At 61.5% G+C, this 24434-nt stretch carries 26 protein-coding genes and 1 tRNA gene; 11 read left to right on the top strand and 16 right to left on the bottom strand.

Annotation, left to right across the window (positions count from 1 at the left end; genetic code table 11):
• The first annotated feature begins 84 nt into the window (after positions 1-84).
• From ccmI to IE095_RS11780, 3 genes are read left to right on the top strand one after another with little or no spacing between them, the layout of a single operon-like run.
• Entirely contained in the window at positions 85-1281 is a 1197-nt protein-coding gene (gene ccmI / locus IE095_RS11790; protein ID WP_229804738.1) for a c-type cytochrome biogenesis protein CcmI, read from the top strand.
• On the top strand, positions 1278-1772 hold the full coding sequence (gene ruvX, locus IE095_RS11785) for a Holliday junction resolvase RuvX (RefSeq protein ID WP_189411853.1): 495 nt from the start codon (positions 1278-1280) through the stop codon (positions 1770-1772). The genes ccmI and ruvX overlap by 4 nt, the downstream gene beginning before the upstream one ends.
• Positions 1765-2010: a DUF1289 domain-containing protein gene (locus IE095_RS11780; RefSeq protein WP_373295413.1), complete on the top strand. Its 246-nt coding sequence runs from the start codon at positions 1765-1767 to the stop codon at positions 2008-2010. Before ruvX ends, IE095_RS11780 begins: the two co-directional genes overlap by 8 nt.
• Before the next feature lie 88 nt (positions 2011-2098).
• Here the strand turns inward: IE095_RS11780 and queA are convergent, their stop codons facing one another.
• Complete coding sequence (gene queA / locus IE095_RS11775) at positions 2099-3148, bottom strand: tRNA preQ1(34) S-adenosylmethionine ribosyltransferase-isomerase QueA (protein ID WP_189411851.1); 1050 nt, start codon at positions 3146-3148, stop codon at positions 2099-2101.
• A gap of 2 nt (positions 3149-3150) precedes the next feature.
• Positions 3151-6468 carry a YhdP family protein gene (locus IE095_RS11770; protein ID WP_229804737.1) on the bottom strand — a complete coding sequence of 1106 codons (3318 nt, stop codon included), beginning with the start codon at positions 6466-6468 and terminating at the stop codon, positions 3151-3153.
• Between the two features lie 78 nt (positions 6469-6546).
• On the opposite strand from IE095_RS11770, the gene IE095_RS11765 reads away from it, so the two are divergent.
• The 4 genes from IE095_RS11765 (at position 6547) to IE095_RS11750 (ending at position 9864) form a co-directional block, all read left to right on the top strand.
• Complete coding sequence (locus tag IE095_RS11765; protein WP_229804734.1) at positions 6547-7023, top strand: peroxiredoxin; 477 nt, start codon at positions 6547-6549, stop codon at positions 7021-7023.
• Entirely contained in the window at positions 7020-7850 is an 831-nt protein-coding gene (locus IE095_RS11760) for a ferritin-like domain-containing protein (protein ID WP_189411850.1), read from the top strand. Before IE095_RS11765 ends, IE095_RS11760 begins: the two co-directional genes overlap by 4 nt.
• A 183-nt stretch (positions 7851-8033) precedes the next feature.
• A complete protein-coding gene (locus IE095_RS11755) occupies positions 8034-9368 on the top strand; it encodes a M23 family metallopeptidase (RefSeq protein ID WP_189411849.1) in 1335 nt (444 codons plus the stop codon).
• Positions 9358-9864, top strand: coding sequence for a bactofilin family protein (locus tag IE095_RS11750; protein WP_189411848.1), 507 nt, complete (start codon positions 9358-9360; stop codon positions 9862-9864). The genes IE095_RS11755 and IE095_RS11750 overlap by 11 nt, the downstream gene beginning before the upstream one ends.
• A gap of 48 nt (positions 9865-9912) precedes the next feature.
• Here the strand turns inward: IE095_RS11750 and IE095_RS11745 are convergent, their stop codons facing one another.
• The 4 genes from IE095_RS11745 to IE095_RS11730 all read right to left on the bottom strand — a co-directional run bounded on the left by IE095_RS11745 (position 9913) and on the right by IE095_RS11730 (position 15759).
• Complete coding sequence (locus IE095_RS11745; protein ID WP_189411847.1) at positions 9913-10656, bottom strand: DUF2189 domain-containing protein; 744 nt, start codon at positions 10654-10656, stop codon at positions 9913-9915.
• Between the two features lie 56 nt (positions 10657-10712).
• Positions 10713-11840, bottom strand: a complete 1128-nt coding sequence (prfB, locus tag IE095_RS11740) for a peptide chain release factor 2 (protein WP_189411846.1) — start codon at positions 11838-11840, stop codon at positions 10713-10715.
• Between the two features lie 85 nt (positions 11841-11925).
• Entirely contained in the window at positions 11926-14478 is a 2553-nt protein-coding gene (locus IE095_RS11735; protein WP_189411845.1) for a penicillin-binding protein 1A, read from the bottom strand.
• Positions 14479-14568: 90 nt separating this feature from the next.
• Positions 14569-15759, bottom strand: coding sequence for an N-acetylmuramoyl-L-alanine amidase (locus IE095_RS11730; RefSeq protein ID WP_189411844.1), 1191 nt, complete (start codon positions 15757-15759; stop codon positions 14569-14571).
• A gap of 146 nt (positions 15760-15905) precedes the next feature.
• Here IE095_RS11730 and IE095_RS11725 point away from each other — a divergent pair, with 146 nt between their 5' ends.
• Positions 15906-16649, top strand: a complete 744-nt coding sequence (locus IE095_RS11725; protein ID WP_189411843.1) for a DsbA family protein — start codon at positions 15906-15908, stop codon at positions 16647-16649.
• A 9-nt stretch (positions 16650-16658) separates the two neighbouring features.
• Here the strand turns inward: IE095_RS11725 and IE095_RS11720 are convergent, their stop codons facing one another.
• Both IE095_RS11720 and IE095_RS11715 read right to left on the bottom strand, forming a co-directional pair.
• A complete protein-coding gene (locus tag IE095_RS11720) occupies positions 16659-17963 on the bottom strand; it encodes a calcium-binding protein (RefSeq protein ID WP_189411842.1) in 1305 nt (434 codons plus the stop codon).
• A gap of 121 nt (positions 17964-18084) precedes the next feature.
• A tRNA-His gene (locus IE095_RS11715) sits at positions 18085-18161 on the bottom strand.
• 127 nt (positions 18162-18288) lie between these two features.
• Here IE095_RS11715 and IE095_RS11710 point away from each other — a divergent pair.
• Complete coding sequence (locus IE095_RS11710) at positions 18289-18504, top strand: DUF6324 family protein (protein ID WP_189411841.1); 216 nt, start codon at positions 18289-18291, stop codon at positions 18502-18504.
• Positions 18505-18519: 15 nt separating this feature from the next.
• Here IE095_RS11710 and IE095_RS11705 read toward each other — a convergent pair whose 3' ends face one another.
• The 3 genes from IE095_RS11705 to IE095_RS11695 all read right to left on the bottom strand — a co-directional run bounded on the left by IE095_RS11705 (position 18520) and on the right by IE095_RS11695 (position 19752).
• Complete coding sequence (locus IE095_RS11705; protein WP_189411840.1) at positions 18520-19005, bottom strand: hypothetical protein; 486 nt, start codon at positions 19003-19005, stop codon at positions 18520-18522.
• A gap of 3 nt (positions 19006-19008) precedes the next feature.
• Positions 19009-19197 (bottom strand): hypothetical protein, encoded by a 189-nt coding sequence (locus IE095_RS11700; RefSeq protein ID WP_189411839.1) that lies wholly within the window; start codon positions 19195-19197, stop codon positions 19009-19011.
• An 87-nt stretch (positions 19198-19284) separates the two neighbouring features.
• The gene (locus IE095_RS11695) at positions 19285-19752 is read right to left on the bottom strand and encodes an MmcB family DNA repair protein (RefSeq protein ID WP_189411838.1); all 468 of its coding nucleotides are present in this window, start codon (positions 19750-19752) and stop codon (positions 19285-19287) included.
• Between the two features lie 126 nt (positions 19753-19878).
• Here IE095_RS11695 and cmoA point away from each other — a divergent pair, with 126 nt between their 5' ends.
• A complete protein-coding gene (cmoA, locus tag IE095_RS11690) occupies positions 19879-20610 on the top strand; it encodes a carboxy-S-adenosyl-L-methionine synthase CmoA (protein WP_189411837.1) in 732 nt (243 codons plus the stop codon).
• Positions 20607-21305 (top strand): methyltransferase family protein, encoded by a 699-nt coding sequence (locus tag IE095_RS11685; protein ID WP_189411836.1) that lies wholly within the window; start codon positions 20607-20609, stop codon positions 21303-21305. Before cmoA ends, IE095_RS11685 begins: the two co-directional genes overlap by 4 nt.
• 206 nt (positions 21306-21511) lie before the next feature.
• Here IE095_RS11685 and IE095_RS11680 read toward each other — a convergent pair whose 3' ends face one another.
• The 5 genes from IE095_RS11680 to ribB all read right to left on the bottom strand — a co-directional run bounded on the left by IE095_RS11680 (position 21512) and on the right by ribB (position 24312).
• The gene (locus tag IE095_RS11680) at positions 21512-21853 is read right to left on the bottom strand and encodes a hypothetical protein (protein WP_189411835.1); all 342 of its coding nucleotides are present in this window, start codon (positions 21851-21853) and stop codon (positions 21512-21514) included.
• A gap of 55 nt (positions 21854-21908) precedes the next feature.
• Positions 21909-22205 carry a hypothetical protein gene (locus IE095_RS11675; protein ID WP_189411834.1) on the bottom strand — a complete coding sequence of 99 codons (297 nt, stop codon included), beginning with the start codon at positions 22203-22205 and terminating at the stop codon, positions 21909-21911.
• Positions 22206-22266: 61 nt separating this feature from the next.
• A complete protein-coding gene (gene nusB / locus IE095_RS11670; RefSeq protein ID WP_189411833.1) occupies positions 22267-22731 on the bottom strand; it encodes a transcription antitermination factor NusB in 465 nt (154 codons plus the stop codon).
• 5 nt (positions 22732-22736) lie between these two features.
• Positions 22737-23210 carry a 6,7-dimethyl-8-ribityllumazine synthase gene (locus IE095_RS11665; protein ID WP_189411832.1) on the bottom strand — a complete coding sequence of 158 codons (474 nt, stop codon included), beginning with the start codon at positions 23208-23210 and terminating at the stop codon, positions 22737-22739.
• 1 nt (position 23211) lies between these two features.
• The gene (gene ribB / locus IE095_RS11660; RefSeq protein ID WP_189411831.1) at positions 23212-24312 is read right to left on the bottom strand and encodes a 3,4-dihydroxy-2-butanone-4-phosphate synthase; all 1101 of its coding nucleotides are present in this window, start codon (positions 24310-24312) and stop codon (positions 23212-23214) included.
• Positions 24313-24434 lie beyond the last annotated feature (122 nt).

The following is a 24434-nucleotide window of genomic DNA, read 5'->3' as shown; positions in this document are numbered from 1 at the left end:
GATGGGGAAAATTGCGACATTGGGGGATGGGGGGTTTTTCGGCGGGGGCAGAAGGGCTATCTAAGGGGCGAAAGGCAGGCGATCTTGAACGAGACTTGGATTTTCTGGGCGCTTGCGGGCGTGATGGGCTTGGGTGTCGCAGGGGTTTTGGCGCGCAGCCTGCGCCCTGCCGGTGCGGATACGACGACAGAATCGGCCGAACGCCCCGATCTCGCCATCTACCGCGATCAGCTGGCCGAGGTGGAACGCGACCTTGCCCGTGGCGTGTTGGGGGCCGATGAGGCTACACGGCTGCGCGTCGAAGTGTCCCGCCGCCTGCTCGATGCCGACCGTCAGGCGCAAGCGCGCGGCAGTCGCGGGCCGGGCCTGCCCGCCGTGGCGCTGATCCTGCTGGCCCTTGGCGGGGCGGGAGCAACCTACTGGCATTTGGGCGCACCGGGCTATCCCGACCGGTCGCTGGCCACCCGCATCGCCGCCGCCGATGATCTGCGCCTGAACCGTCCCACCCAGGCCGAGGCTGAGGCAGAACAGCCCGCTTGGACCGACCCGCAGATGGATGCCGAAACCGCCGATCTCATGGCCCAATTACGCGCCGCCGTCGCCGCCCGCCCCGAGGACGCGCAGGGTCTGGAATTCCTGCGCCGTTATGAGGCCGAGTTGGGCAATTTCCGCGCTGCCGCCGCCGCCCAATCGCGGCTGGTGGCATTGATGGGCGACAGCGCCGGGGCCTCTGACCGTCTGGCCTTGGCCGATCTGCTGATCCGCGCGGCCCAAGGCTATGTCTCGCCCGAGGCCGAGGCGCAACTGACCGCCATCCTGACCGAAGACCCAGAAAACGGGCTGGCGCGCTATTATTCCGGCCTCTTGCTGGCGCAGGTCGGCCGCCCCGATCTGGCCTTTCGTCTGTGGGAACGGCTGCTCGCCGACAGCCCACCCAACGCGCCCTGGCTCTCACCGCTTCAGGCCAATATCGCCGCCGTCGCGGCCGAGGCCGGGGTCAGCTATGATGCCCCCGCCCTGCCCGGCCCGACCGAGGCCGATGTCGATGCCGCCGCCCAAATGTCGGCCGAGGATCAGCAGGCCTTTATCCGCAGCATGGTGGACGGGCTTGAAGAACGCCTGCGCGGCCAGGGCGGCACAGCCGAAGAATGGGCGCGGCTGATCCAGGCCTATGGCGTTCTGGGCGACACCTCCCGGCAAAGCCGCACGCTGGCCGACGCCGAACGCATCTTTGCAGGCGATACGGCGGCTTTGGCCCTGATCCAAGGGGCCATGCCATGACCCAAACCTATGAAGACGCCGCCGAATTTCTGGCGATCCTGCCCAAACATGCCGCCCTCGCGGGCCTCGATCTGGGCGACAAGACCATCGGTCTGGCGCTCTCAGACCCCCGCCGTCAGGTTGCCAGTCCCGCCATGACCATCCGCCGCGTCAAATTCACGCTGGACGCGCAGGCGCTGCTGGCCTTTTGCACTGAACGGCAGATTGCAGGCCTTGTGCTTGGCCTGCCCCGCAACATGGATGGCAGCGAAGGCCCCCGTGCCCAGACTACCCGCGCCTTTGCCCGCAACCTGCTGCGCCTCTCGCCCCTGCCCATCCTATTCTGGGACGAACGCCTGTCCACCGTCGCCGCCGAAAGGGCGCTGCTCGAGGCGGATATGTCGCGCAAGCGTCGCGATCAGGTGATCGACCATGTGGCGGCAGGCTATATTCTGCAAGGCGCGCTGGACCGCATGGGGTATCTGGCGCGGCAGGGAAATGCCGATGGATAAGCGCATCGACGAAAACAACATCTGGGCGCGGGAAGAGCTGGACAGCCCCTGTGTCAAGATTTGCGTGATCCATCCCGAAGAACGGCTTTGCGTCGGCTGCCTGCGCAGTCTCGATGAGATCGCCAAATGGTCAAAAATCACAACTGCAGAACGCCGCGCCATCATGGCAGAACTGCCCGCCCGCGCGCCGCGTCTGCGCAAACGCCGTGGCGGTCGCGCCGCGCGGATCGAAAGCTGAGGGCCCGATCTCTTGTTTTGTTGGCCAAATGGCCCTGATAGAAACGCTGGAATCACGAACGGCTGCGCCGACAAAGCAACACGATGCCCTAAGGGATCAGCAAAGACCCATCGCCATAGCTGAAGAAGCGATAACCCTGCGCAACGGCATGAGCATAGATCCGGTCGATCCGATCCTTCCCCATAAGAGCCGAAACCAACATCAGCAGAGTCGATTTTGGCAAATGGAAGTTGGTCATCAAACCATCCGTCACCCGAAACCGATGGCCGGGGTAGATGAAAATATCTGTCGGACCTTGCCAAGGCTGCATCTGGCCATGTTCATCAGCCGCGCTTTCGATTAGCCGCAGCGCGGTGGTGCCCACCGGGATGACCCGCCCCCCGGCCGCCTTGACGGCGTTGATCTGAACCGCCGCCTGCGGTGTTACCTCACCCCATTCCGCATGCATCTTGTGGGTCGTCACGTCTTCGACCTTCACCGGCAGAAAGGTGCCGGCACCCACATGCAGCGTCACCTCTGTCAAGAGCACCCCTTTGGACCGCAGCGCCGCTAGCAGGGCTTCGTCAAAATGCAGGCTTGCCGTGGGCGCAGCGACGGCCCCCCGATGCCGGGCAAAGACTGGCTGATAGTCGTTATTGTCTTGGGCATCAGGCGCACGTTTGGCGGCAATATAGGGCGGCAAGGGCATCAAACCCGCCTGCAATAGCGCTGCGTCGAAATCCGGACCAGTCAGGTTGAATGTAAACGAAAGGTCGGCTTCAGATTTGGAGTCGACCGTCCCCACCAATCCAGCCGCAAAATGTACGTGCTCACCAACTTCAACCTTCCGCAACGGCTTGGCCAGTGCCCGCCAATGCCCATCTGGCAAGGGTTCCAGCAGCGTCACCTCGATTTTTGCCGACACCGGCCCCTGTGCGGACTGCCGTTGCCGGTGACCGGTCAACCGTGCGGGAATGACCTTGGTGTTGTTCAGCACCAACAAATCGCCGGGGCGCAAGATATCGACCAAATCAAAAATATGTTTGTCCTGAATTTCATCACCTTCTGCCAGCAACAAACGGGCCGATGTGCGCGGTTTAGCGGGCCTTGTGGCGATCAGCGCCTCGGGCAAGTCGAAATCGAAATCGGAAAGCTGCATGCCTATCCCCTTGGCAAGGCCGGTGGGGCGGTGCGAAAAATCTCGCGGAACATGCCGGGCGTCAGAATCGACAAAGGATTCACCCCCACCTGTGGCGCATCCGCAGTGCCGGACAGTGTGTAGTTAAATCCAAACAATCCTTCACCTTTCTGTCCGAAAATTTCGCCGATGCCATTCACCAGATAGATGGGAGAGACAACCCCCTGCATCCGCAGCTTTTTGCCCTGATGCACATAGAGCCCTGCCATCGAAACCCCCATCGAGGCCCCAATGGCCGAGGCGCGGCTGATTTCAACGGCTTGCGGTGTCAGGCGGAACTGGGCCTCGGCCTGACCGAACAGAATGCCCTGTCCACCCAGTTGTTCCAGCAAACCAATCACGCTGACCGCTGAAAGCATCTCGGCCAGAATCGGCGCATTTTGGACACGGATGCCGCTGGCCTTGGCCACGCCGTCATAATTCCCCTCACCGCCGGTCGGCACCAGTTGCATGTCCAGTGCGCCACCTTGGGCCTTTTCAAACAGGCCCGCCGCGGCCATCACGCCCCCCGCGTCATTCGACAGGATGCGCACACCTGTTCCGTGATCCAAGGGTGCCACGGCCCCTGTGACTGCCGCCTTGCCGTTTACGGCACCGCTGAACTGGCCCTTGATGCCGCCGCGCAGGGTGAATTCGCCGCGAAACCCTGTCAGGGCGATGCCTTCGGTGACTTGCAAGCGATCCAGCCGCACAGGCAGCGTGCCAAAGGAACCGCCACCACTGCGCCCACCGCTGAACTGCGGCAGCGCGCGCAGATCGACCCAGCCGGACTGCACAGCAATGGCGGGGGTCTTGCCTGCGCCCTGCCCTGTCAGGGTCACCTGCCCCTCCAACCATTTGCCCAGTTTCAGCGGGGCAAAACGCGCGACGTCCAGCCCGCCTTTGGCCCGCAGCGACACTTCGCCCTGCAAGGACAGGCCTGGGGCGGACAGCGACAGGTTTTCGACGCGGGCCGGCTGGGCAAGCGCAGCGGTCAGGTTGAGTTTGCCCTTGGCCCCCTTGTCCTTTTTGAAACCGACTTCCGGCAAGGCCAAACCGACCCCTGCCAGATCCGAGGTCAGATTCATGACGGGCGGCTGACCCTTGCTCAGCGCAATATCGACCTGCGCCTTGCCCTTGCCCGAAACCATCCCATCGGGCAGACCCAGATTGAATTCTGCGACCGTAAGCGAAGACAGCTCCACCGTGCCCTCGACCCGCGACTTGCCCTTTGCCTCTGGCCCAAAGGCCTGCGAATAGCGCACATCGAAGGGCAAAGCCCCGATCTTGCCAGGCCCGAGGATCGAGAGGCCCTTCGGATCAGCATGAAGCGTCAGACGATCCGCAACGATGGCCTTGCCCGGCACGATTTTTTCGGAACGCACCCCCATCAGCACGCCGTTCAATTCATAGCGTACGTCCTTGGGCATCACCTTCTTGACCAGTGGCAGGCGCAGGATCCCTTCGGTCAACGCCCGCCCCTCGGCCAGATCAACCGGCTGACCCGCTTTGGTCAGAAACTCAAAGGGCTTTTCATCCAGCAAAGACAGCGCCGCCGTCACCGAACTGTCGGTGCGCAACTGAATTTCAGCCTGCGCCGGTTTCTGCGTGATGTCGAGCACGGTAAAGATCGTCCCCGCCAGATCAACATCGCCCCCTTTCGGCGGCGTCACATGGCCTTGATCCAGCACCATGGTAAAGGTGTTGCCCTCGACCGTGGCATAGCCCTTGCCCTGCTGCGCCGGGGGCAGTGTGCGAATAAAGCGCACATCCGTCCCTTCGAATTCATAGCCCAAGGACAGCTGCGGTGCGCGGCCCGGCTTGATCCGAACGGCCCCTTTCACGTCGAACAACACGCCCTGCTGCACATTGTCAGCCAGCCATTCCCGCGTTTTGGGCACCAACGTCACCGGCCACAACGCCATCAGCCGGTCATTGGCAATCTCATTCAGCCGCAGGTCCAGCCCCACATCCCAACCCTGATCCGCCGCAGCAATCCGCCCCTTGGCGTTCAAACGCAACTTATCCTCGACCAAGGCCAGTTGGCCGATATCCACCACAAACGGATCTAGCCGCAGTCGCAGGTCGAGCGCCCCATCGGAAAAGCGCACCGGTTGGCTGAACAGGCCTTCGGGATCAATCTGCACCTCGTCTAAAGCGATCTGGGTGATGAACTCGCCAGCCCTGCCCTGCGCGATGCCCGGCACCAGAACCTGCGCGCTGGCCTTCAGACGCAGCGTCCGCCCCTCGGCCTCAATCCGGCCCAAGGTCAAACGTTCCTGCCCCGCATCATAGGCCAGATCAATCGCCAGCCGGTCAAAGGCCACAGGCCGCGTTTCGGCGGAAGGCAGCACCGCCCCGGGGCCAATCTCCAACCCGCCGGTCAGCGTCGAAAACCCCCCTTTGGCATCGACATCGACCTGCAAGTCGCCGGCAATCGGCGCATCCAGCACGGTCAGAAAACCCAGGGGCGGCGACAATGCCGCCAGATCGCCCGCGCGCACCCCATCCACCCGTGCCGAAAGCCGCGCGGCAGCGCTGGCCTTCTGCGTGACCGCTGTCACCTCGGCCCGTGCAGGCATGCCCTGCCCGCCCGAAAGCGTCATCCCCAGCACCACGGCCACGGCGTCGGGCCGGTTGTCCAGCACCAGCCGTCCATCGCCCACATCCCATGTTCGCCCGGAAAGCGCATCGGTCAGCGTCAAGGACATCGCCTCGGCCTCGATGCTTTGCAGGCTGGACAGCAGAGGCAGTTCAAAGGCTGCCTCGCCCTTGTCCAGCAAGGCCGCGAAACTGTCGGCCCCCGCCCCGCCCGCACCGCCGAAATCCACATCGAAACGACCGCTTTCATCCCGCCGCAGGCTGGCCTGCGCCCCGACAAGCGTGATGCTTTCTGGCTGCAAGGCCCCCCGCAGCGCCGCCGCCGGATCCAGCGCAATCCGCGCCTCGGGCAGCGACAGCAGGGTTTCGCCATTTGGTCGGTTCACCCGCAGGTCGCGCAGCAACAGACGCGGGGCCCATTCGCGGTCGACCGCCATGCCGATGCCCTTCACCGTCAGCGCAAGGGGTGCATCGTCGCCCAACCCCTTGTTCAAGCGCCGCTCAACCTCGGTCACGGCCCAGCCGGGCAGGTTCATCGGCCTACCCGAAAGCGAAAGAAAGACATAGCCCAGAACGGCGACGACCAAGGGCAGAACGATCAGCACATGCACAAGCGCGCGCAGCAAACGCAGCGTCATATGCGCCCGCAGATGGCGGCGCATGAAGATGCCCATCTTGCCTTGCCCCGCCCCATCGGTCATTCGTCGCGTAACCTTTCCGGGTTGCCGTCCAGCCTTGTAACCTTGCCAGACCTGCCCCGAAACCGCAAATCCACTGCCATGCGCAAAGAGGTGCCGATGATCACGACTGGCGATGCCGCCCCCGATTTCACGCTGATCCGCGACGGCGGGACGGAAGTTACCCTTTCGGCCAGTTGGCCGCTGGTGCTGTTCTTTTACCCCGGCGACAGTACGCCGACCTGCACGACCGAGGCACAGGCGTTTTCGGCGACGGTTGCAGCCTTCCATGCCAAAGGCGTCAAGGTCATGGGTGTTTCACGGGACACCTTAGCCAAGCACGACCGCTTTGTCGCCAAATCCGGCCTGACGGTTCCGCTGTTGGTGGATGAGGATGGGTCCGTCTGCAATGCCTATGGCGTCTGGGCAGAAAAAACGACCTTTGGCAAAACCTATATGGGAATCGTGCGGACGACATTCCTGATCGGGCGCGATGGCCGCATCCTGCATCGGTGGGAGGTGGCGCGCATCAAGGGCCATGTCGATGAGGTTCTGGCAGCGGTGGAGGCGATGGGATGATGAGTCTGGCCGAACGGGCGGTGCAGGTGCTGACCACGGCGGATGGGCGGGAGAAGACGCGTCTGGCCCGCGCCCATGCCGCCGATTGGTTCGCAGCGCGGGCGGCGGGCACGCCCCTGCCCATCGGCCATTCTGCGCCCCCCGACAGTCCGGCGCGGCCGGAAAAGCCCGAACTTTTGCAGCCGCGCGACATGCCAAAGCGGGGGTCAGGCTCGCTGGAGGGGCGGCTGGCCCTGCTGCATGCGGTGGCGCATATCGAATTGAACGCGGTCGATTTGCACTGGGACATCATCGCCCGTTTCACCGACACACCCATGCCCTTGGGTTTCTACGACGATTGGGTGAAATCGGGCGACGAGGAAGCCAAGCATTTCAACCTGGTCAGCGATTGCCTTGAGGCCCATGGCAGCCACTACGGGGCCTTGCCCGCCCATGCCGCGATGTGGCGGGCGGCGCTGGAGACAAAGGATGACTTTCTGGGCCGTCTGGCGGTGGTGCCGATGGTGCTGGAGGCGCGGGGCCTTGACGTGACGCCGGGGATGATCGAGATTTTCAGGCGGGCCAAGGACACGCAGGCCTTGGCGGCATTGGAAACGATCTATGCCGAAGAGGTTGGGCATGTCGCCTATGGGTCGAAATGGTTCAACTGGCTATGTGGCCGGGCGGGGCATGATCCAAAGGAACAGTTCCACGCGCTGGTGCGGCGCTATTTCCACGGCACGTTGAAACCGCCCTTCAATGAAGAAAAGCGGGCCGAGGCGGGACTGCCGCCGGATTTCTATTGGCCCTTGGCGGATGAAACAGCGGTGAAGGCACGGGGCGTCTAGGCAAAAACCCGCCGATGTCGCGGCGAAACCGGCGACTTCCCCCCTGAAGCGCACGGCCATGTTGCGGGCCTGCCGCCCGGTCGCTAATCCTTTCCGCGGGGGAAGATCGGCGGCCCGGCAGGGTTGCCAGAAGTTTGCTGTTGCACCTTGCGGGGTGTGACCACTGACAGGGGATAGGGCGGCTTGCTGACAAGGCTTGGCTACCGGATCAATACAACGCTGGAACAATACCTGCCTGAACAGCGGTTGTTCCTGAAATCGGATGAGGCAACGCGCTTTGTGCGTCTGCGTCCTCTGACCCAAGCCTTGGGGCTTGGCATTGCGGGTCTGACACTTACCTGGACCATCATCGCCACGGCGATGATTCTGATGGATTCGATCGGGGCCGGATCGGGCCGTGATCAGGCGGCCCGACAGCAAGCGCTTTATGAACAGCGGTTGACCGCGCTTTCGACCGACCGCGACCTTCGCGCGGATGAGGCGATGCGCGCACAGGAACGGTTCAACCTGGCGCTGGCGCAAGTGTCTAAGATGCAGGAAACCCTGCTGGCCTCGGAAGACCGCCGCAAAGAACTGGAAACCGGCATCGAGGTGATCCAGAACACGCTGCGCCGCACCATCAAAGAACGGGACGAAGCGCGGGCTGAAGTGGCTGCGTTGTCCGGAACGGGCGATGTTCTGGCGGCGATGACGCCCGATGAAAAGATCAAGGATACGGTCGCCACGCTGGAATATGTGACGGCGGCTTTGGGCGGAATCGCGGCCGAACGCGACGCCAGCGAGGCCGAGGCGGAAGAGGCGCGCAAGGAAACCGATGAAATTGCGCTGGCCAAGCGGTCGCTGGAAATGCGCAACGACGAAATCTTCACTCGCCTTGAAGAGGCGGTGACCGTGTCGATGGAACCTTTGGACAAGATGTTCCGTGACGCGGGCCTTTCCCCCGATGATCTGCTGGATCAAGTCCGCAAAGGCTATTCGGGGCAAGGCGGGCCGCTAAGCCCTTTCGTGGTGTCGACAGCAGGCATGCAACTGACCCCAGATGAAGTCCGCGCCAATGCGATCCTGCAAGGTTTGGACCATATGAACCTTTATCGTATGGCCAAGGACAAATCGCCCTTCATGATGCCCATCAGCGACAGCTTCCGCTTTACCTCGGGCTTCGGCTATCGCCGCGATCCCAAAGGCGCTGGCACGCGGATGCACACCGGTCTCGATTTCGCCGGCTCCTATGGCACAGCCATCTATGCCACCGCTGACGGCGTTGTCACAGATGCTGGCTGGGAAAACGGTTATGGCCGGATGATCACCATCCGCCATGACTTTGGCATCGAAACCCGCTACGCCCACCTTTCTGATATCCATGTCTCGGCAGGCCAAAGGGTCTCGCGCGGGGAAAGGATCGGTGATATGGGTAACTCAGGCCGGTCGACCGGCACCCATCTTCACTATGAGATCAGGATCGGGGGGGACTTCGTAAACCCCATGACCTTCATCAAGGCAGCCAAAGATGTTTTCTAAGAGCAGAATCAACGAACCCGGCCCGAAGCAAGGCGAAACCGCCGACAAGCCGCGCACAGAGATGCCCATGACCAAACCTGCACCTGATTTCGCCTCGCCCGCGTCCAAGGCCAAACCCGGGGCCTCGGTGCTTTCGGCTGACCTGACCGTGGTGGGCAACCTGAAAACCACCGGCGACATTCAGGTCGAAGGCACTGTCGAAGGCGACATCCGCGCCCATCTGCTCACCGTGGGCGAAAGCGCCACGATCCGGGGCGAAATTGTTGCCGACGACATCGTGGTCAACGGTCGCGTCATTGGCCGGGTGCGGGGCCTCAAGGTCCGCCTCACCTCGACCGCACGCGTCGAAGGCGACATCATCCACAAGACCATCGCCATCGAAAGTGGCGCGCATTTCGAAGGCTCGGTCCAACGGCAAGAAGACCCGCTGGCCGGGGCCGACGCCAAAGCCCTGCCACCGATGCGCGGCGGTTCGGCCGAAACGGCTGGCGAATAATCTGATCGACAGAATCAGGCAAGGCCGGGTCACAAGACCCGGCCTTCGTCATTCCAAAGCGCGGCGATAAAGATGCCAGGTGGCATGGCCGAACAGCGGCAGAACCAGAAACAGCCCCAAAAACCCCGGCAACATCGCCGCGAACAGGGCCAGTGCGATCAGCGTGGCCCAGCCGAACATCACAAAGGGATTGGTGCTGACCACCCCGACCGAGGTGATCATCGCGGTGACAAAATCCACCTCGCGATCCAGCAGCAGCGGCAGGCTGATCACCGTCAGGCTGAACAATGTGGCCGCAAAAACAGCCCCAATGACGGTTCCGGTCGCCAGCATGGTCAGACCGTTGGGCGTCAGAAACACGCCAAAGGAAGACGACACATTCGTCATGGTGGAAAAGCCCAAGAACAACGCAAAGATCATATGGGCCAGAAAGTTCCAGAACAGAAAGAACACCACAATGATCGCCGCCATCGACGGGATCTGGCGGTTCCTTTGCTGAAAGATCACCCCCATCACATCGCGCCAAGACAAAGGCTCGCCCGCCTCTAACCGGCGGCTGATGTCGTAAAAGCCGCAAGCGATGAACGGGCCCAGAATCGGAAAACCGGCCATGGCCGGAAGGCTCCACCACAGCCGCCCCGCCTCGGTAAAGGCCAGCAACAGAACCCAGCCACCCAGGACGTAAACCCCGGCAAAGAACAGGCCCAAGGCCGGCGCACGACGAAAGTCACGCCAGCCCAAGGCCAAACTGATCCGCAGGTCCGCCCATGTTAGAATGTTTGGCTCCATCATCCCCCCGATCACTACAAAGGGACAGCATGGCCTGCCAAGATTATGCGGCTTTGATCCTAGTCAATGTCCTGCACATCGGCCCGGCTTTTGCCCGAAACCTGCAAGGCCAGCGTCGCCGCCATGAACTTGTCCAGATCGCCGTCCAGCACGCCGCTGGTGTCGCTGGTTTCCACCCCCGTCCGCAGGTCTTTGACCATCTGATAGGGTTGCAGCACATAGGAACGAATCTGGTTGCCCCAGCCCGCATCGCCTTTGGCATCATGCGCCGCGTTGATCGCTGCCGTCCGCTTTTCCAGCTCCATCTGATAGAGCCGCGATTTCAGCGCCTGCATGGCGATGTCCCGGTTCTGGTGCTGCGATTTCAGGGATGACGTCACCACAATCCCCGTCGGAAAGTGCGTGATCCGCACCGCCGAATCGGTCTTGTTGACGTGCTGCCCACCAGCACCCGAGGAACGATAGGTATCGATGCGGATGTCCTTGTCCTGCACCTCAATCTCGATGGTTTCATCCACCACCGGATAGACCCAGACCGAGGAAAACGACGTATGCCGCCGCGCGGCGCTGTCATAGGGCGAAATCCGCACCAACCGATGCACGCCGCTTTCCGATTTCAGCCAGCCATAGGCGTTCTTGCCGCTGATCTTGTAGCTTGCCGAACGAATACCGGCCTCTTCGCCGTCGGTCTCCGATTGTAGCTCGACCGTATAGCCTTTTTTCTCGGCCCAACGCACATACATCCGCGCCAAAATGCTGGCCCAGTCGCAGCTTTCCGTCCCGCCAGCACCTGCGTTGATTTCCAAGAAGGTGTCGTTCCCGTCCGCTTCGCCGTCCAGCAAAGCCTCCAGTTCCTTTTCCGCGGCTACCGCGACCAATGCCTTCAGTGCCGCCTCGGCCTCGGCCACGATGTCCGCGTCGCCCTCCGCCTCGCCCATTTCGATCAGCTCGACATTGTCCCGAACGCCACTGTCCAGCAGCCGATAGCCACCCACGGCATCCATCAGCGCCTGCCGTTCCCGCATCAGCTTTTGCGCCTTGGCCGGGTCGTTCCACAGGTTCGGATCTTCGATCAGCGCGTCGAATTCTTCCAGCCGATGGGGCGCCGTTTCCCAATCCATCCGCTGCGCCAGCAGCGCCAGCGTCTTCTGGATTTGATCGACATGGTTCTGGGTTTCGGCGCGCATCTTCGTCGTCCTATTATCATCCCGGCTGCAAATAGCCGTTCGGCCCCGCCCCGGCAAGGGCAGGCCCCTTGTTCAAGCTTTTAGGTCAGTAAAGGCCGCCGGTCGCCATCGTGCCGATGCTGGCATTGTCGGGAATGATCGCCGTTTCGCCCGTCACCGTCGTCACCGTCGTGCCGCTGTCGCTTTCACCATAGGCAAAGAGCGGCAGGTTTTCCCCCATCGCAAAGCCACCATCGACGTAGCCCAACCCAAACAACGGGTCTTCGCCTTCGCGGAAATACTCCGACACGACATTCGGCCCGCTGGCATCATCCGGCAAAGGGGCACCGCTGAAACGGTCGATCTTGCGGAAATAGCCACCCGGCGGCACCTTGAACTTGCCGCCACCGTATTTCTTGACCGCTTCTTTCATGAATTCCTGAAACACCGGCCCGCACAGGCCGCCACCCGAGGCCCCACCGCCCAAGGTCCGCGGCTGATCATAGCCAATGTAGCACCCCGCCGCGATGTTCGAGGTAAAGCCGATGAACCACACATCCTTGGCGTCATTGGTCGTGCCCGTCTTGCCCCCCACTGGAACCGGCAGGTCAATCGCGCCCGAGGCCGTGCCGCGCACCACCACACCCTCCAGCATCGAGGTCAACTGATAGGCGGTCACCGCATCCATCACCCGTTCACGGCTGGATTCGATCCGTGGCCCCAGGCCATTTTCCAACATCGCCAGCTTGCAATCGTCGCAAATCCGATTGTCATGGCGATAGATCGTCTTGCCGTAACGGTCCTGCACACGGTCCACCAGCGTCGGCTCCACCCGCTCGCCCCCGTTGGCAAACATCGCATAGGCCGCCACCATCTTGAACAAGGTGCTTTCCTGTGCGCCCAAGGCATTGGCCAAAAACGGCTGCATCCGATCATAGACGCCAAAGCGTTCCGCATAACCCGCCACCGTCTGCATCCCGATTTCTTCGGCAATCCGGATCGTCATCAGGTTCCGCGACTGTTCAATGCCCGTCCGCAAAGGTGTCGGCCCATAAAATTTGTTCGAAGCGTTCTTAGGCGTCCAAAGACCCTGCGGCGTATCGACCTCAATCGGGGCGTCAATAACGATGGTCGCCGGTGTAAATCCACTGTCCAGCGCCGCGGCATAAACAAAGGGCTTAAAGCTGGAACCCGGCTGGCGTGTCGCCTGCGTCGCCCGGTTGAACACCGAGTATTGATAGGAAAAGCCGCCCTGCATTGCCAGAACACGGCCGTTGAACACGTCCATCGCCATGAACGCGCCCTGCACTTCGGGCACCTGCCGCAAGGTCCAGCGGCGGAAACTGCCATCGTCATCATTGGTCATGGCGCGGACCATCACCACGTCACCCACGCTGATCAGATCGCCGGCCACCCGCGCCTTGGGGCCCAGCCCGCCATCGGCGTTCTTCTTGCGCGCCCAGGTCACATCCTCTGCCGGGATGAAATGCCCTTCGCCATTTTCAGCAACGCCCTCAATCCCGATCCGCGCATCACTTTCACCGACCGACAGCACCACCGCCGCAAACCAGCCTTCCACATCGCGCGGCAGGTCTTTCACATCGGCCAAAGCGGCGCGCCATGCGGTTTCGTCGCCCAGAACCTCGACAGGAAGCGTCTTACCCGTGCCACGCCAGACGCCCTGCCCCCGGTCAAATTTCTCCAAACCCGATTGCAGCGCCTTGGCGGCCACCTTTTGCAATTCCGGGTCCGCCGTGGCCCGGATCGCCAAGCCGCCAGTAAAGAATTCCTGTTCACCAAACTCGGTCGACAACTGCCGCCGGATTTCGTCGGTGAAGTAATCCCGCGGCGGCAGGCTTGTCCGCGATGATTCATAGTCGCCGTTTTGGACGGAAAGCAGCGGCTTTACCCGTTCGGCCTCATAGGTCGCCTCGTCGATATAACCGTTCTGCCACATTTCGCGCAGCACATAGTTCCGCCGCTCGGTCACACGCTCCTTCGCCGTCACCGGATGGTACTTGCCCGGTGCCTGCGGCATCGCAGCCAGCATCGCCGCCTCACCCGCCGTCAGATCGCGCAAGGGCTTGTTGAAATAGGTCTGGGCGGCAGCCGCCACACCATAAGAGTTCTGGCCCAGAAAAATCTCGTTCATGTAAAGTTCAAGGATCTTGTCCTTCGACAGGCTCTCCTCCAGCCGGCTGGCCAAAATGATTTCCTTGATCTTGCGCTCTGCCGAACGTGTCCCATCCAGCAAAAAGTTCTTCATGATCTGCTGCGTGATCGTCGAAGCCCCGCGCAGGTTCTGCCCACGCGAAACGATCGCATCGCGAAAGGCCGACACCATCCCCGTCACGTCATAGCCGTGGTGCGAATAGAAATTCTTGTCCTCGGCGCTGATGAAAGCATCCTTCACCAGATCAGGCACATCCTCGATCGCCACGAACAACCGCCGTTCCTGCGCGAATTCGTCGATCATCTTGCCTTCGCCGCTGTAAATCCGGCTGATCGTCGGCGGCGCATAATTTGCCAATTGTTCATGGCTGGGCAGGTCGTGCGCATAGATATAGAAAACTGCGCCAATGGTCAGCGCGCCGAAAAGCACGCCCAGCGTCACAAAGCTGAAAAGTCCGCCGATGAAGGACGCGGTGAATCGCAGCACGAAAGGGCCTGTCTGTTAGGGTTCTTTCACAACCCCATACCCCCGATGGGCCGCAAGGTCAAAACACACTGGCGATTCTTTGCGCGTGACCTAAGGGTTGCGCAGCGCACGCAGGGCGGCATCCTCGTCCGCCCAGACCTTTAGCCCATCGGCAATGGCCAAAGCCATTTCGGCCCGCCACTCCTTGTCGTTGATGCGCTTGAAATCGGCGGTCGAGGATAGAAAGCCGATCTCCACCAGAACCGAGGGGATGTCTGGCGATTTCAGCACGGAAAATCCCGCCTCTTGTCGCGCATGGCGGTGCATTTTCAGATCGGCCGATTTGATCGCCGTTTCCAGCGCCAGTGCCAGCCGCGCGGTGCGGGGCGCGGTTTCTGTGCGGGCCATGTCCATCAGCACCCCCGCTACCACGTCGTCCTGTTCCGTCAGATCAATCCCCGCCAGCAGATCATCCCGATCATGCCGTTCCGCCAAGGCCTGCGAAGCGGCATCGGATGCTTCTTCCGACAGGGTATAGACCGTCGCCCCCACAGCCTCCCCCTCGGCCAAGGCGTCGGCGTGAAGCGAGACGAAAACGCTTGCCCCCTTGGCCCTTGCTGCCGAAATCCGCGCCTCCAAGGGCACAAAAATATCTTCTTCGCGTGTCAGTTCCACCCTGACGCCCTGCCCGCGCAGCACATCGCGCAATTCGCGGGCAAAGGTCAGCATCAGTTCCGCCTCGGTGATCGAATCGCGCTCGGCCCCTGGATCAATGCCGCCGTGGCCGGGGTCCAGCATGACGACGAAGGGCCTGTCCTTTGGCAGTTCCGCAAGGGGTGTCGGTTCGGGCAAGGCCCATTCCAGCGGTTCGGGCAAAGCCGCCAGCTCGGCAAAACGCTTGGGATCAATCGGGCCCAATGTCAGATTGATCTGCACCGGCCCATCGGTCTGCATCTGCGCGGCCTGCACCGCCATCGGACGCGCCAAGGTCAGCACCAGCCGCGACCAGCCGGGGCGAAAAGGCCCAGCCCGCAGGCCTGTGACGTTTGGGCTTTGCCCGTCCAGCGATTGAACGGATTTCCAATCCACCTCACGCGTGTCAATCACCACCCGCGGCGGATTGTCCAGAACCCGCACCCGCCAAGCGACCGGCTGGCTGATGGTCAGCCTCAACTGCGTGAGCCCCGCTTCGTCCTTCACGCCAGAGGCGGTTGCGTCGAAACGCGCCAGCGCCGACAACTCTTGGGCCTGCGCGAAACCGGCCCAAACCGCCAGAAGAAAAGCCAAAAAGATGCGGATCACGTTCTGCCCTGCCCTTTTTCCCAATCGAATAGGGCCGCCCCCCCGCAAAGGCAACCACGATCACGATGGGGCGATAATCCCCTGTCCGCCTTGCAAGGGCCATTCCCTGCCCTTAGGCTGCCGAAAACCCAGTGATCGGACCTTTTATGCGCGCTCTTCTGCTTGCCACCCTGATGTCGGCCACCGCCCTTCCCGCCCTAGCCTTTGATCCAGCCGCTATGTCGGAGGCCGAGAAAGAGGCTTTCGGTCAGGCCGTCCGTGCCTATCTTTTGGAAAACCCCGAGGTTCTGCAAGAAGTCGTCTCCGAACTGGAAAGCCGCCAGCAGGCCCAGCAGGCCAGCAGCGATACGGAAATGGTCCAGACCTATGCCGACGCCCTGTTCAATGACCCGAACAGCTGGGTCAGCGGCAATCCCGAAGGAGATCTCGTTCTGGTCGAATTCATGGACTACCGCTGCGGCTATTGCCGCAAGGCCTATGATGAGGTCGAAGAGCTGATCAGTTCGGACGGCAATATTCGCTTTGTCGTCAAGGAATACCCGATTTTGGGCGAGGAATCCGAGCTTTCGGCCCGTTTCGCCATCGCCGTCCGCCAGATCGCCGGAGACAAGGCCTATGAGGCGGCCCATGACGCGCTGATCACCTTTCGCGGTGACGTGACCCCAGACTCTTTGGCGCGTCTGGCCAATGATCTTGGCGTCGATGCCAAAGCGGTCTTGGCCAGAATGACCGCACCGGAGGTCGAAGCCGTCATTGCCGCCAACCACGCGCTTGGCCAACAGATGCAGATCAGCGGCACGCCGACCTTTGTCGTCGGCGGCCAGATGCTGCGCGGCTATGTGCCCTTGGACGGCATGCGCCAAATCGTCAGCGAAGAACGCGGCGGCTGACGCCCGCGCCTAGCCAAAGATAAAATCAACCGCCTTCAGATCGGCTGTATAGCGAAACGTGATCTTCATATCGGTCTGCCCGTCGCCATTCGCGTCGATCAGCAGCGTTTCCTCGGCAAAGTAACATGACGCCTGTCCACCGCCGCGATAATCGTCGGCCCGATAGGTCATGGGCCCAAGGCTCGACAGATTGATTTTGTCTCGCCCACTGACGAAGCCCTCGACATAGTCCATCTCGTCAGGCGTCAGGCCACTGTCTCCCAGCCGAAACACCAGCACATCCCGCGCGCTGCCTTCTTCCCACAGATAGATCCGGTCCGCCCCCTCGCCGCCATCCACCGTGTCAGATTGATCGCCGCCGCCCAACTCGTCCCGTCCACTCCCGCCCTGGATAAAGTCCTCACCGGAACCACCAGAAAAAGAATCAGCACCCGCGCCCCCGAACATGCGGTCATGGCCATTGTCGCCATGGGCATCGTCGTTCCCATCGCCGCCATAGATGCGATCATTGCCCGTCCAGCCATAGATCGTATCGTTGCCCTCGCCGCCATCCAGCATATCACCGCCAGCACCGCCGCCCATCTCTTCATCGCCAGCGCCGCCATAGATGCTGTCCCGCCCGTCATCCGACCAAAGCGTGTCATTCCCCGCCTCGCCATACATCCGGTCGCGACCATCACCCCCACCAGACTGATCGGCCCCTGCGCCGCCAAAGATCCGGTCATTACCCTTGTCGGCCCAAATCTTGTCTCGGCCGTCTCCGGCATACCACCATTCACTAGCCGCCGCCCGAAACGCCTTGCTGTATTTCCCACTCGACAGTTCATCCGCGCCATCGGTGCCGAAGATCGTGTTCTTGCCGAACAGAAAATAGTTCAGCCAACCCGCAACATCATCAACACGTTCGTTGTCATTGCCATCTTCGTTGAAATAGCGGCCGTTTCGGATCTGAAATCCAAAGTGGTAGATCGCGTCTGCCACCGTATCAATGAAATTTCGCCCTTGGAAAAGCAGTGTCCCACCGTCGTTTTGCACATGATGAAAGCCCGTAGTTCGCCCCGCATCATTGCCATGTCCCAAAATGAAAGCCCGAAAGTACTCGGGCGTGCGATAGGTGATCTCTGACACCTCCCGCATTTCGCCAACGCTGACGATCCCATCATCCAAAGCGTTGATCTGCTCCAGCACCGTCAGCAGGACATCATTCATCCGCCGCGCCGCATCGACACCTTTGTCGATCTTGGTTTTCGGTATGCTGCTTTTCAGCCCAGGGTCCGCACGGACCCCGTCAATGATCGTTTGCAACGATGCCATTTTCCACCCATTGGCTATCCTGCCGTCGGGCAGGCTTTGCTACGGGCAAGCTGTCACGCAAACGTTATCTGCGCAATCGCCTCTGGGCGAATGCGGCGAAAACGTGCCCATCTGGTCAGGATGGTACCGACTGCCCGGCTCGAACGGGCGACCCCTAGATCCACAATCTAGTGCTCTAACCAACTGAGCTAAGTCGGCACTTGCGGGCCATGTAGCCCCCCCCGCGCGGGAATGCAAGACCTGTGCGGGGGAAGTTTTGGATGAATGGTTGCGGGATGCATCGAAGGGCGTTAGGTCGCAGAAACGGTCAATGCGGGGACAGAAGATGAGCATCAACAAGCAAAGCGAAATTGCCGCCAACATCCAGATCGGCCCCACCGATCAGGGTATGGTCCGCATCTATATCGAAGCCGATGGCGGAATCGAAATTCCCTTGGATTTTGACCCGGAAGAAGCCGACGAAATTGCCGAAGAACTGCGCGCCGCAGCCGAGGCTGCACGCCTGCTGGCCTCTGGTGGGCCTAAAAAGGGTAAGCGTTAAGCGCCTACCCTCATTTCAGACCTCGACCGGCCTTGGCAGGCGGCAGATCAACCGCACGGCCGCCGCAATCAGCGGCGCAGTGTCGTTCCCCTCGCACAGGATCATCGCATGGGCCGCCACATCCGACTGCCGCCCCCGCCGCAGCGCTTGCACCAGACCAATCAGGTTCTGTTCATCCCGCGTAACCCGCAACCGGCAATTCAGGCATAGGGGATCACTGAAATGGAACCCCGCCTGCCGCGACATCCGCAAGGCTTGCACCATATCAAACACCGCCATGCCCAGCGCCGTGCCGCCCTGATCCGCAAAGCGCTCCTGCGCAATTGTCAGCGCATGTGACCAAGACTGACTCTCGGGGCAAGCAAAGGTCGCGCAGAAATGCCGCGCCACGGTAAGGATGCCCGCTTCGGCGTCATCAGGCCCCATATCCGCCAATCGCTTGATGCCCTTGGCATGGCCATGATGCGGATCCTTACCGTCAGATGAGGAAAGGTTGAACATCGCCTACCCCCTTGCCTGACGGGCCGCTTGCGGAAAAGCCACCACCTTCGGCCCGAAAGCCCCCGCCCGCACCTGCGCCGGAATGTCGCGTTCCTGCATCGCCTGCAACAACGCCGGATGCAGCCCCCCCGCGCCATATTCCCGCGCCGTCCTGTCCAGCACATGCAGGCTGTAGATCAGTTCCTCGTCCATCACATTTCCCTTACCAATGGGTTCGGGCCGGGCGATGGCTGGGCCTGTCCGGTATTTCCTATTCTTTTTGTCAGATATAAACAAGCCCTAGAGAGCGGCCCCCGGCAAGACGCTGCCCGGATCGCGCAAGGCCTGCAACCGCAGCGCCGCATGGCGCGCGAATTTCAGGGTCATCGCCTTGCGCCGCGCCGGGGGTAGCGCCAGTTCCGGCCCCATCCGCAAGATTTCCGCATCATAGGCATCGGCGATGATCAGCCCTGTCTCATCAGGCAGCAGCTCCACCGGGAAATCGGCATCAACGGCCCAAAAGAACCGGTCACAATAGCCCAGATAGCCCTGCCATTTCCGGTCGGTCAGATAGTCCGCCCGCCCCGACTTGCACTCGATCACCCACAGCTCACCCTTCGGCCCCAAGGCCATCACGTCCACCCGCAACCCTGCCTCGGGCACGAATTCCTCGACCGTCACAAAATCAAACGACCGCATCGCCCGCGCCACGCCACGCGCAAGGCGAAAGCCGGGCATCAATGGCAAGGAAGGGTCCAGCGTATCCATTCGCAATTCATGAACGAAAGATGAACATCTGTCCAGTCCCGGTTGCAGAACCCTGATCTGCAACCGCAGTTGCATGGCTTGATGCCGCGCAATCCCCCAAGTCCGCCCCAAACAGGCAGGACCAGCATGACACGAACCGACCAGATATTCGCCGATCCGATCACCCGCCCGCATGACTTTGCCTTTGACGGCAAGGTCGCCGGGGTCTTTGACGACATGGTGGGGCGATCCGTGCCCTATTACGATGAAATCCAGCGCATGACCTGCGAACTGGCGGCCGATTTCGCCCAACCCGGCAGCGCCGTCTATGATCTCGGCTGTTCCACCGGCACCACGCTGTTGCAGCTTCATCCCCGGCTTGATCCTTCGATCCGCCTTGTCGGCATCGACAATTCGCAGGCCATGCTGGATCAGGCCGCCGAAAAGCTTGCCCCCATCCGGGCCCAGCGCGAGGTTGACCTGCGGCTGGCCGATATTGAATCCACCGGCCCCCTGCCGCAGGCCAGCGTCGTGCTGATGGTGCTGACGCTGCAATTCGTCCGCCCCCTGCACCGCGATCGCATCGCCCGCCGCATCTTTGACGGGATGCAAAAGAACGGCGTGCTGATCATTGTCGAAAAGCTGCTCTCGGCGGACAGCACGCTCAATCGCCTGTTTATCGACCATTACTATGACTACAAGCGCCGTCAGGGCTATTCCGAGCTAGAGATCAGCCAGAAACGTGAGGCGCTGGAAAACGTGCTGATCCCCTACCGGATGGAAGAAAACGTCGCCCTGCTGAAAGACGCAGGCTTTGCCCATGTCGAGGATTTCTTCCGCTGGTACAATTTCAGCGGCATCGTGGCGGTCAAGAAATGAACGACAAATCCCGCTTCATACGCATCGGTGACTTCTTCTTCAAATGGCGCAATCAGGTGTTTCCCCTGATCCTTGCCACCCTGTTTCTGACCTTTACACCCACCAAGACCGCCCTTGCCCTCTCGCTGCCGATTGTGGGGCTTGGCTTGGCAACCCGCTTTGCCACCATCGGCTGGGCCTATATCAAGCGCGGCGGCAAGGCCAAGCAGGTCTATGCCGATGATCTGGTGACCACGGGCTACTTCGGCCTCTGCCGCAACCCGCTTTATGTCGGCAACCTGCTGATCTACCTAGGCTGCTTCCTTTATCACGGCAATGCCATCGTGATCTTGGCCGGCGGTCTGACGTTTCTGCTGATCTATTCGGCCATCGTCGCCGCCGAGGAACACTTCCTACGCGCAAAGTTTGGCAAAGACTATGACGCCTATGCCGCCCGCGTGCCACGCTGGCTTCCCCTGATCTGGAAGCATAAGGCCGTAACTCAAGGCATGGGCTTCAGCCTGCAACGGGCCCTGACCAAAGACTACACCACCATCGCCAGCACCCTGACCTCGCTGGGCGTGATCCACCTTTTACGCATCTGGGAATGGCACCCCAACGCACTGCCACTGCATACCGCGATCAGCTTGGTCTTGGCGGGGGCGCTGCTATTCCTGACCCTGACGATCCGCCGCTACAAACGCAGCCTTGTCTAAACCCTGCCCTGCGCCTATCTGTCATTTTGGCGGGTGCTGCTCTGCGCGTGTTTCCGGTCCTTTTCCAGTGGCCGATAAGCAAGCGAACGGGGGCTGGCTCTGCCGGGATCCTGGTCCCGGTATCTGGCGCCCACCTGAGACCTCTGGCTCTCGGGAAAACCAAACCGGACACGGCTGCTGCGGGCCCGCCACCCGCCTTTCCATAATCAGGATCGCGGAATGCGTCGGTATTCCGCTTGCAAAACGGCTGCCGCCCAGGGATTGCGCGGACGCAACTCCTCGATACAAGCGCGGCATTGCTGGTCGGCCCGACTGCGCGCCTGTTCGGCCATGCCCTGCTCAATCAATGCAAAACCAAAGCTGCAACAGGCCAGCGCCGCTCCGCAGATAAGCGCCAAAAGCAATGCCACCAAGGCCGAATAGGGGGCCCGGCTGACCGCCGTCTGCAACCCGAAAAAGTCCATGGCAAAGGCCAGTGCGGTCAAGGCAAAGCCCAGACCCAAACAGATCAGCAGAATTTGGTGGTATTGTCGGCGCAGATGTTCCATGGGCAGGCCCCCGATGAAACCAGCCTACACCTGCCGCCCTTAACCCAAAACAAATTCAGCGTGAACGCCGCGACCGTACCTTGACTGGCACCAGAACCGGGGCGCGCAACCCACCACGCGGCGGCTGATCATCATCCTGCATCGCCATGATCCGCACGCCGAACTGAACGCCTGCAAAGACGATGCCATTGAAAACAAACATCATCAGCACCGCCAGCCAACCCAAGGGCGATGCACCCACCAAATGCCCCAGCCCCGCCACATCGAACCAAAGCAGACCCGATACAAACACCCCCGAAAGGGCAAAGCCGGTCGCCACACTGGACAGATACAGGCGAATCAGTTGGGGCATGTTCGAATTCCTCCACACCCCTTGATGATAGCGCGCCATGGCCTGACGTAAATGACCCAAGTCAAAAGGCGGCGGGTTTCGCCTCACGCGCCATATGGTCCAAAACGGCGTTCACAAAGGACGCCTCTTTCCCATCCGGGAAAAACGCCTTCGCCACATCGACATATTCCGTGATCGCCACCTTGGGTGGCGTCTCCAACTGCGTGATCTCGGCCCCCGCCGCGCGGAACAGCGCCCGCAGCACCGGGTCGATCCGATCAATCGGCCATTTCGCCACCAAGGCCCGGTCGGTCAACTGGTCAATGGCGGCCTGCCAGTTCACCGCCTCGCCCACCACTTTGCGGAAATGGTTCACGTCGCCTTCGGCAAACTCGCCCTCTTCATAGGTCGCCCCAAAGCGGTGATCTTCGAATTCGCGCGTGACCTTTTCGACGGTCTGGCCGCTGACCTCCATCTGGAACAGCGCCTGCACGGCATAAAGCCGTGCTGCCGATTTCATCTGCCGTTTGTCGGGTTTTGTCGTCATCGTCATCAAACTTTCCAACGCCGTTTCAGCGCCACCAGATGCAGCGCCGCTGCCGCCGCCCCACCGCCCTTGTTCTGCCCCGCCGGGTCAGCCCGCACTTCGGCCTGTGCCCGATTTTCAACGGTCAGAATGCCGTTGCCGATGCAAAGCCCTTCGATCCCCAGCAGCATCAAGCCCCGGCTGCTGTCGTTGCAGACCGTGTCGTAATGCGTCGTCTCGCCGCGGATCACGCAGCCCAGCGCCACATAGCCATCATAATCCGCCCCCTGCTCTGCCAGCGAAATCGCCGCGGGCAGTTCCAGCGCCCCCGGAACCTCCACAACATCCGCCAAAGCCCCCGCCTGCGCCGCCACCGCCTGCGCCCCGGCAATCAGCCCATCCGCAATATCGCGGTAATAAGGTGCCACCACGATCAGCAGCTTCACCGCTGCGTCGAATTTCGGCAGCGCCAGTTCATAGTGGGTTTCGTGTCCAGCCATCTTACTTGCCTTCCGGAATGGGTCGCGTGCCGGAAATGGTCAGGCCATAGCCCTCCAGCCCCACCACTTTGGGTGCCTTGGAATTGGTCACCAGCTCAATCTCTTGCAGCCCCAGCGCCGAAAGGATCTGCGCGCCTAGACCATACTGCCGCAGGGTCTGGGGCGAGGCTTCGCCATCGGCCACCATCTTCATCGTCACATCGCGCAGCAAGACAACCGCCCCACGCCCTTCGGCGGCAATCACTTCCATCGCGCCCGGCAGTTCCTGACCGCCACCGATCCCCAGCACATCCTGCATCGGGTTCAGCGCATGCATCCGCACCAGCACCGGCCCCGGCGCAGTCAGGTCGCCCTTGGTCAGAACCACATGTTCCGCGCCCTGCGTCTCATCCGCAAAGATCCGCATCAGCCAATCGCCGCCGTGCGCCGAATGCACAGGCTGCACATCGCGTTCCCGCACCAGATTGTCATGCCGACGGCGATAGGCGATCAGGTCGCTGATCGTGCCGATCTTGATCCCGTGCTTTTGCCCAAAGGCAATCAGGTCGGGCAAACGGGCCATTGTCCCGTCTTCGTTCATCACTTCGCAGATCACGCCCGAAGGGTTCAGCCCCGCCAGCCGCGACACATCCACCGCCGCCTCGGTATGACCGGCCCTGACCAGCACGCCGCCATCTTTCGCTCGCAGCGGAAAGACGTGACCCGGCGAGGCGATGTCTTGCGGCCCCTTGGTCGGATCAATCGCCACCGCCACCGTTAGGGCCCGGTCCGCCGCCGAAATGCCCGTCGAAACACCCTCGCGCGCTTCGATTGACAGGGTGAAGGCCGTTTCATGGCGGCTTGAATTCTTCGGGCTCATCAAGGGCAGACCCAAAGCGTCAATCCGGCTGCCCGGCAGCGCCAGGCAGATCAACCCGCGCCCATGCGTCGCCATGAAATTGATCGCGGCAGGTGTGCACATCTGCGCCGGGATGATCAGATCCCCCTCATTCTCCCGGTCCTCATGGTCCACCAGAATATACATGCGCCCATTGCGCGCATCGTCGATGATTTCCTCGACACTGGAAATCGCATCGCTGAATTCGGATTTCGCTTGGCTCATCGTTCCTGCCCCCGGCGTTTGATTGGGCTTTACCCTGCCCCGGCCCGATTGGCCAGAGCCGCGCCCCGCCCTTCCGACACAGAGACTGTGCAAAAGAACATGGCCATGGTCTAGCCGATCCT

Origin of the sequence: Neogemmobacter tilapiae, from assembly GCF_014652215.1 — a bacterium.
GTDB lineage: Bacteria > Pseudomonadota > Alphaproteobacteria > Rhodobacterales > Rhodobacteraceae > Neogemmobacter > Neogemmobacter tilapiae.
Note: the sequence above shows the minus strand (reverse complement) of the source record. Positions and strands in the feature narration are given on the sequence as shown.

Bases quoted from the DNA above. Each gene is read 5' to 3' on its own strand.
- IE095_RS11745 (WP_189411847.1), bottom strand. From the start codon at position 10,656: ATGATGGAGCCAAACATTCTAACATGGGCGGACCTGCGGATCAGTTTG.
- ruvX (WP_189411853.1), top strand. From the start codon at position 1,278: ATGACCCAAACCTATGAAGACGCCGCCGAATTTCTGGCGATCCTGCCC.
- IE095_RS11700 (WP_189411839.1), bottom strand. From the start codon at position 19,197: ATGGACGAGGAACTGATCTACAGCCTGCATGTGCTGGACAGGACGGCG.
- IE095_RS11760 (WP_189411850.1), top strand. From the start codon at position 7,020: ATGATGAGTCTGGCCGAACGGGCGGTGCAGGTGCTGACCACGGCGGAT.
- IE095_RS11685 (WP_189411836.1), top strand. From the start codon at position 20,607: ATGAACGACAAATCCCGCTTCATACGCATCGGTGACTTCTTCTTCAAA.
- IE095_RS11665 (WP_189411832.1), bottom strand. From the start codon at position 23,210: ATGGCTGGACACGAAACCCACTATGAACTGGCGCTGCCGAAATTCGAC.
- IE095_RS11680 (WP_189411835.1), bottom strand. From the start codon at position 21,853: ATGGAACATCTGCGCCGACAATACCACCAAATTCTGCTGATCTGTTTG.
- IE095_RS11780 (WP_373295413.1), top strand. From the start codon at position 1,765: ATGGATAAGCGCATCGACGAAAACAACATCTGGGCGCGGGAAGAGCTG.
- IE095_RS11710 (WP_189411841.1), top strand. From the start codon at position 18,289: ATGAGCATCAACAAGCAAAGCGAAATTGCCGCCAACATCCAGATCGGC.
- cmoA (WP_189411837.1), top strand. From the start codon at position 19,879: ATGACACGAACCGACCAGATATTCGCCGATCCGATCACCCGCCCGCAT.
- queA (WP_189411851.1), bottom strand. From the start codon at position 3,148: ATGCAGCTTTCCGATTTCGATTTCGACTTGCCCGAGGCGCTGATCGCC.
- prfB (WP_189411846.1), bottom strand. From the start codon at position 11,840: ATGCGCGCCGAAACCCAGAACCATGTCGATCAAATCCAGAAGACGCTG.
- nusB (WP_189411833.1), bottom strand. From the start codon at position 22,731: ATGACGACAAAACCCGACAAACGGCAGATGAAATCGGCAGCACGGCTT.
- IE095_RS11725 (WP_189411843.1), top strand. From the start codon at position 15,906: ATGCGCGCTCTTCTGCTTGCCACCCTGATGTCGGCCACCGCCCTTCCC.
- IE095_RS11750 (WP_189411848.1), top strand. From the start codon at position 9,358: ATGTTTTCTAAGAGCAGAATCAACGAACCCGGCCCGAAGCAAGGCGAA.
- IE095_RS11695 (WP_189411838.1), bottom strand. From the start codon at position 19,752: ATGGATACGCTGGACCCTTCCTTGCCATTGATGCCCGGCTTTCGCCTT.
- IE095_RS11675 (WP_189411834.1), bottom strand. From the start codon at position 22,205: ATGCCCCAACTGATTCGCCTGTATCTGTCCAGTGTGGCGACCGGCTTT.
- IE095_RS11705 (WP_189411840.1), bottom strand. From the start codon at position 19,005: ATGTTCAACCTTTCCTCATCTGACGGTAAGGATCCGCATCATGGCCAT.
- IE095_RS11765 (WP_229804734.1), top strand. From the start codon at position 6,547: ATGCGCAAAGAGGTGCCGATGATCACGACTGGCGATGCCGCCCCCGAT.
- IE095_RS11720 (WP_189411842.1), bottom strand. From the start codon at position 17,963: ATGGCATCGTTGCAAACGATCATTGACGGGGTCCGTGCGGACCCTGGG.
- ribB (WP_189411831.1), bottom strand. From the start codon at position 24,312: ATGAGCCAAGCGAAATCCGAATTCAGCGATGCGATTTCCAGTGTCGAG.
- IE095_RS11770 (WP_229804737.1), bottom strand. From the start codon at position 6,468: ATGACCGATGGGGCGGGGCAAGGCAAGATGGGCATCTTCATGCGCCGC.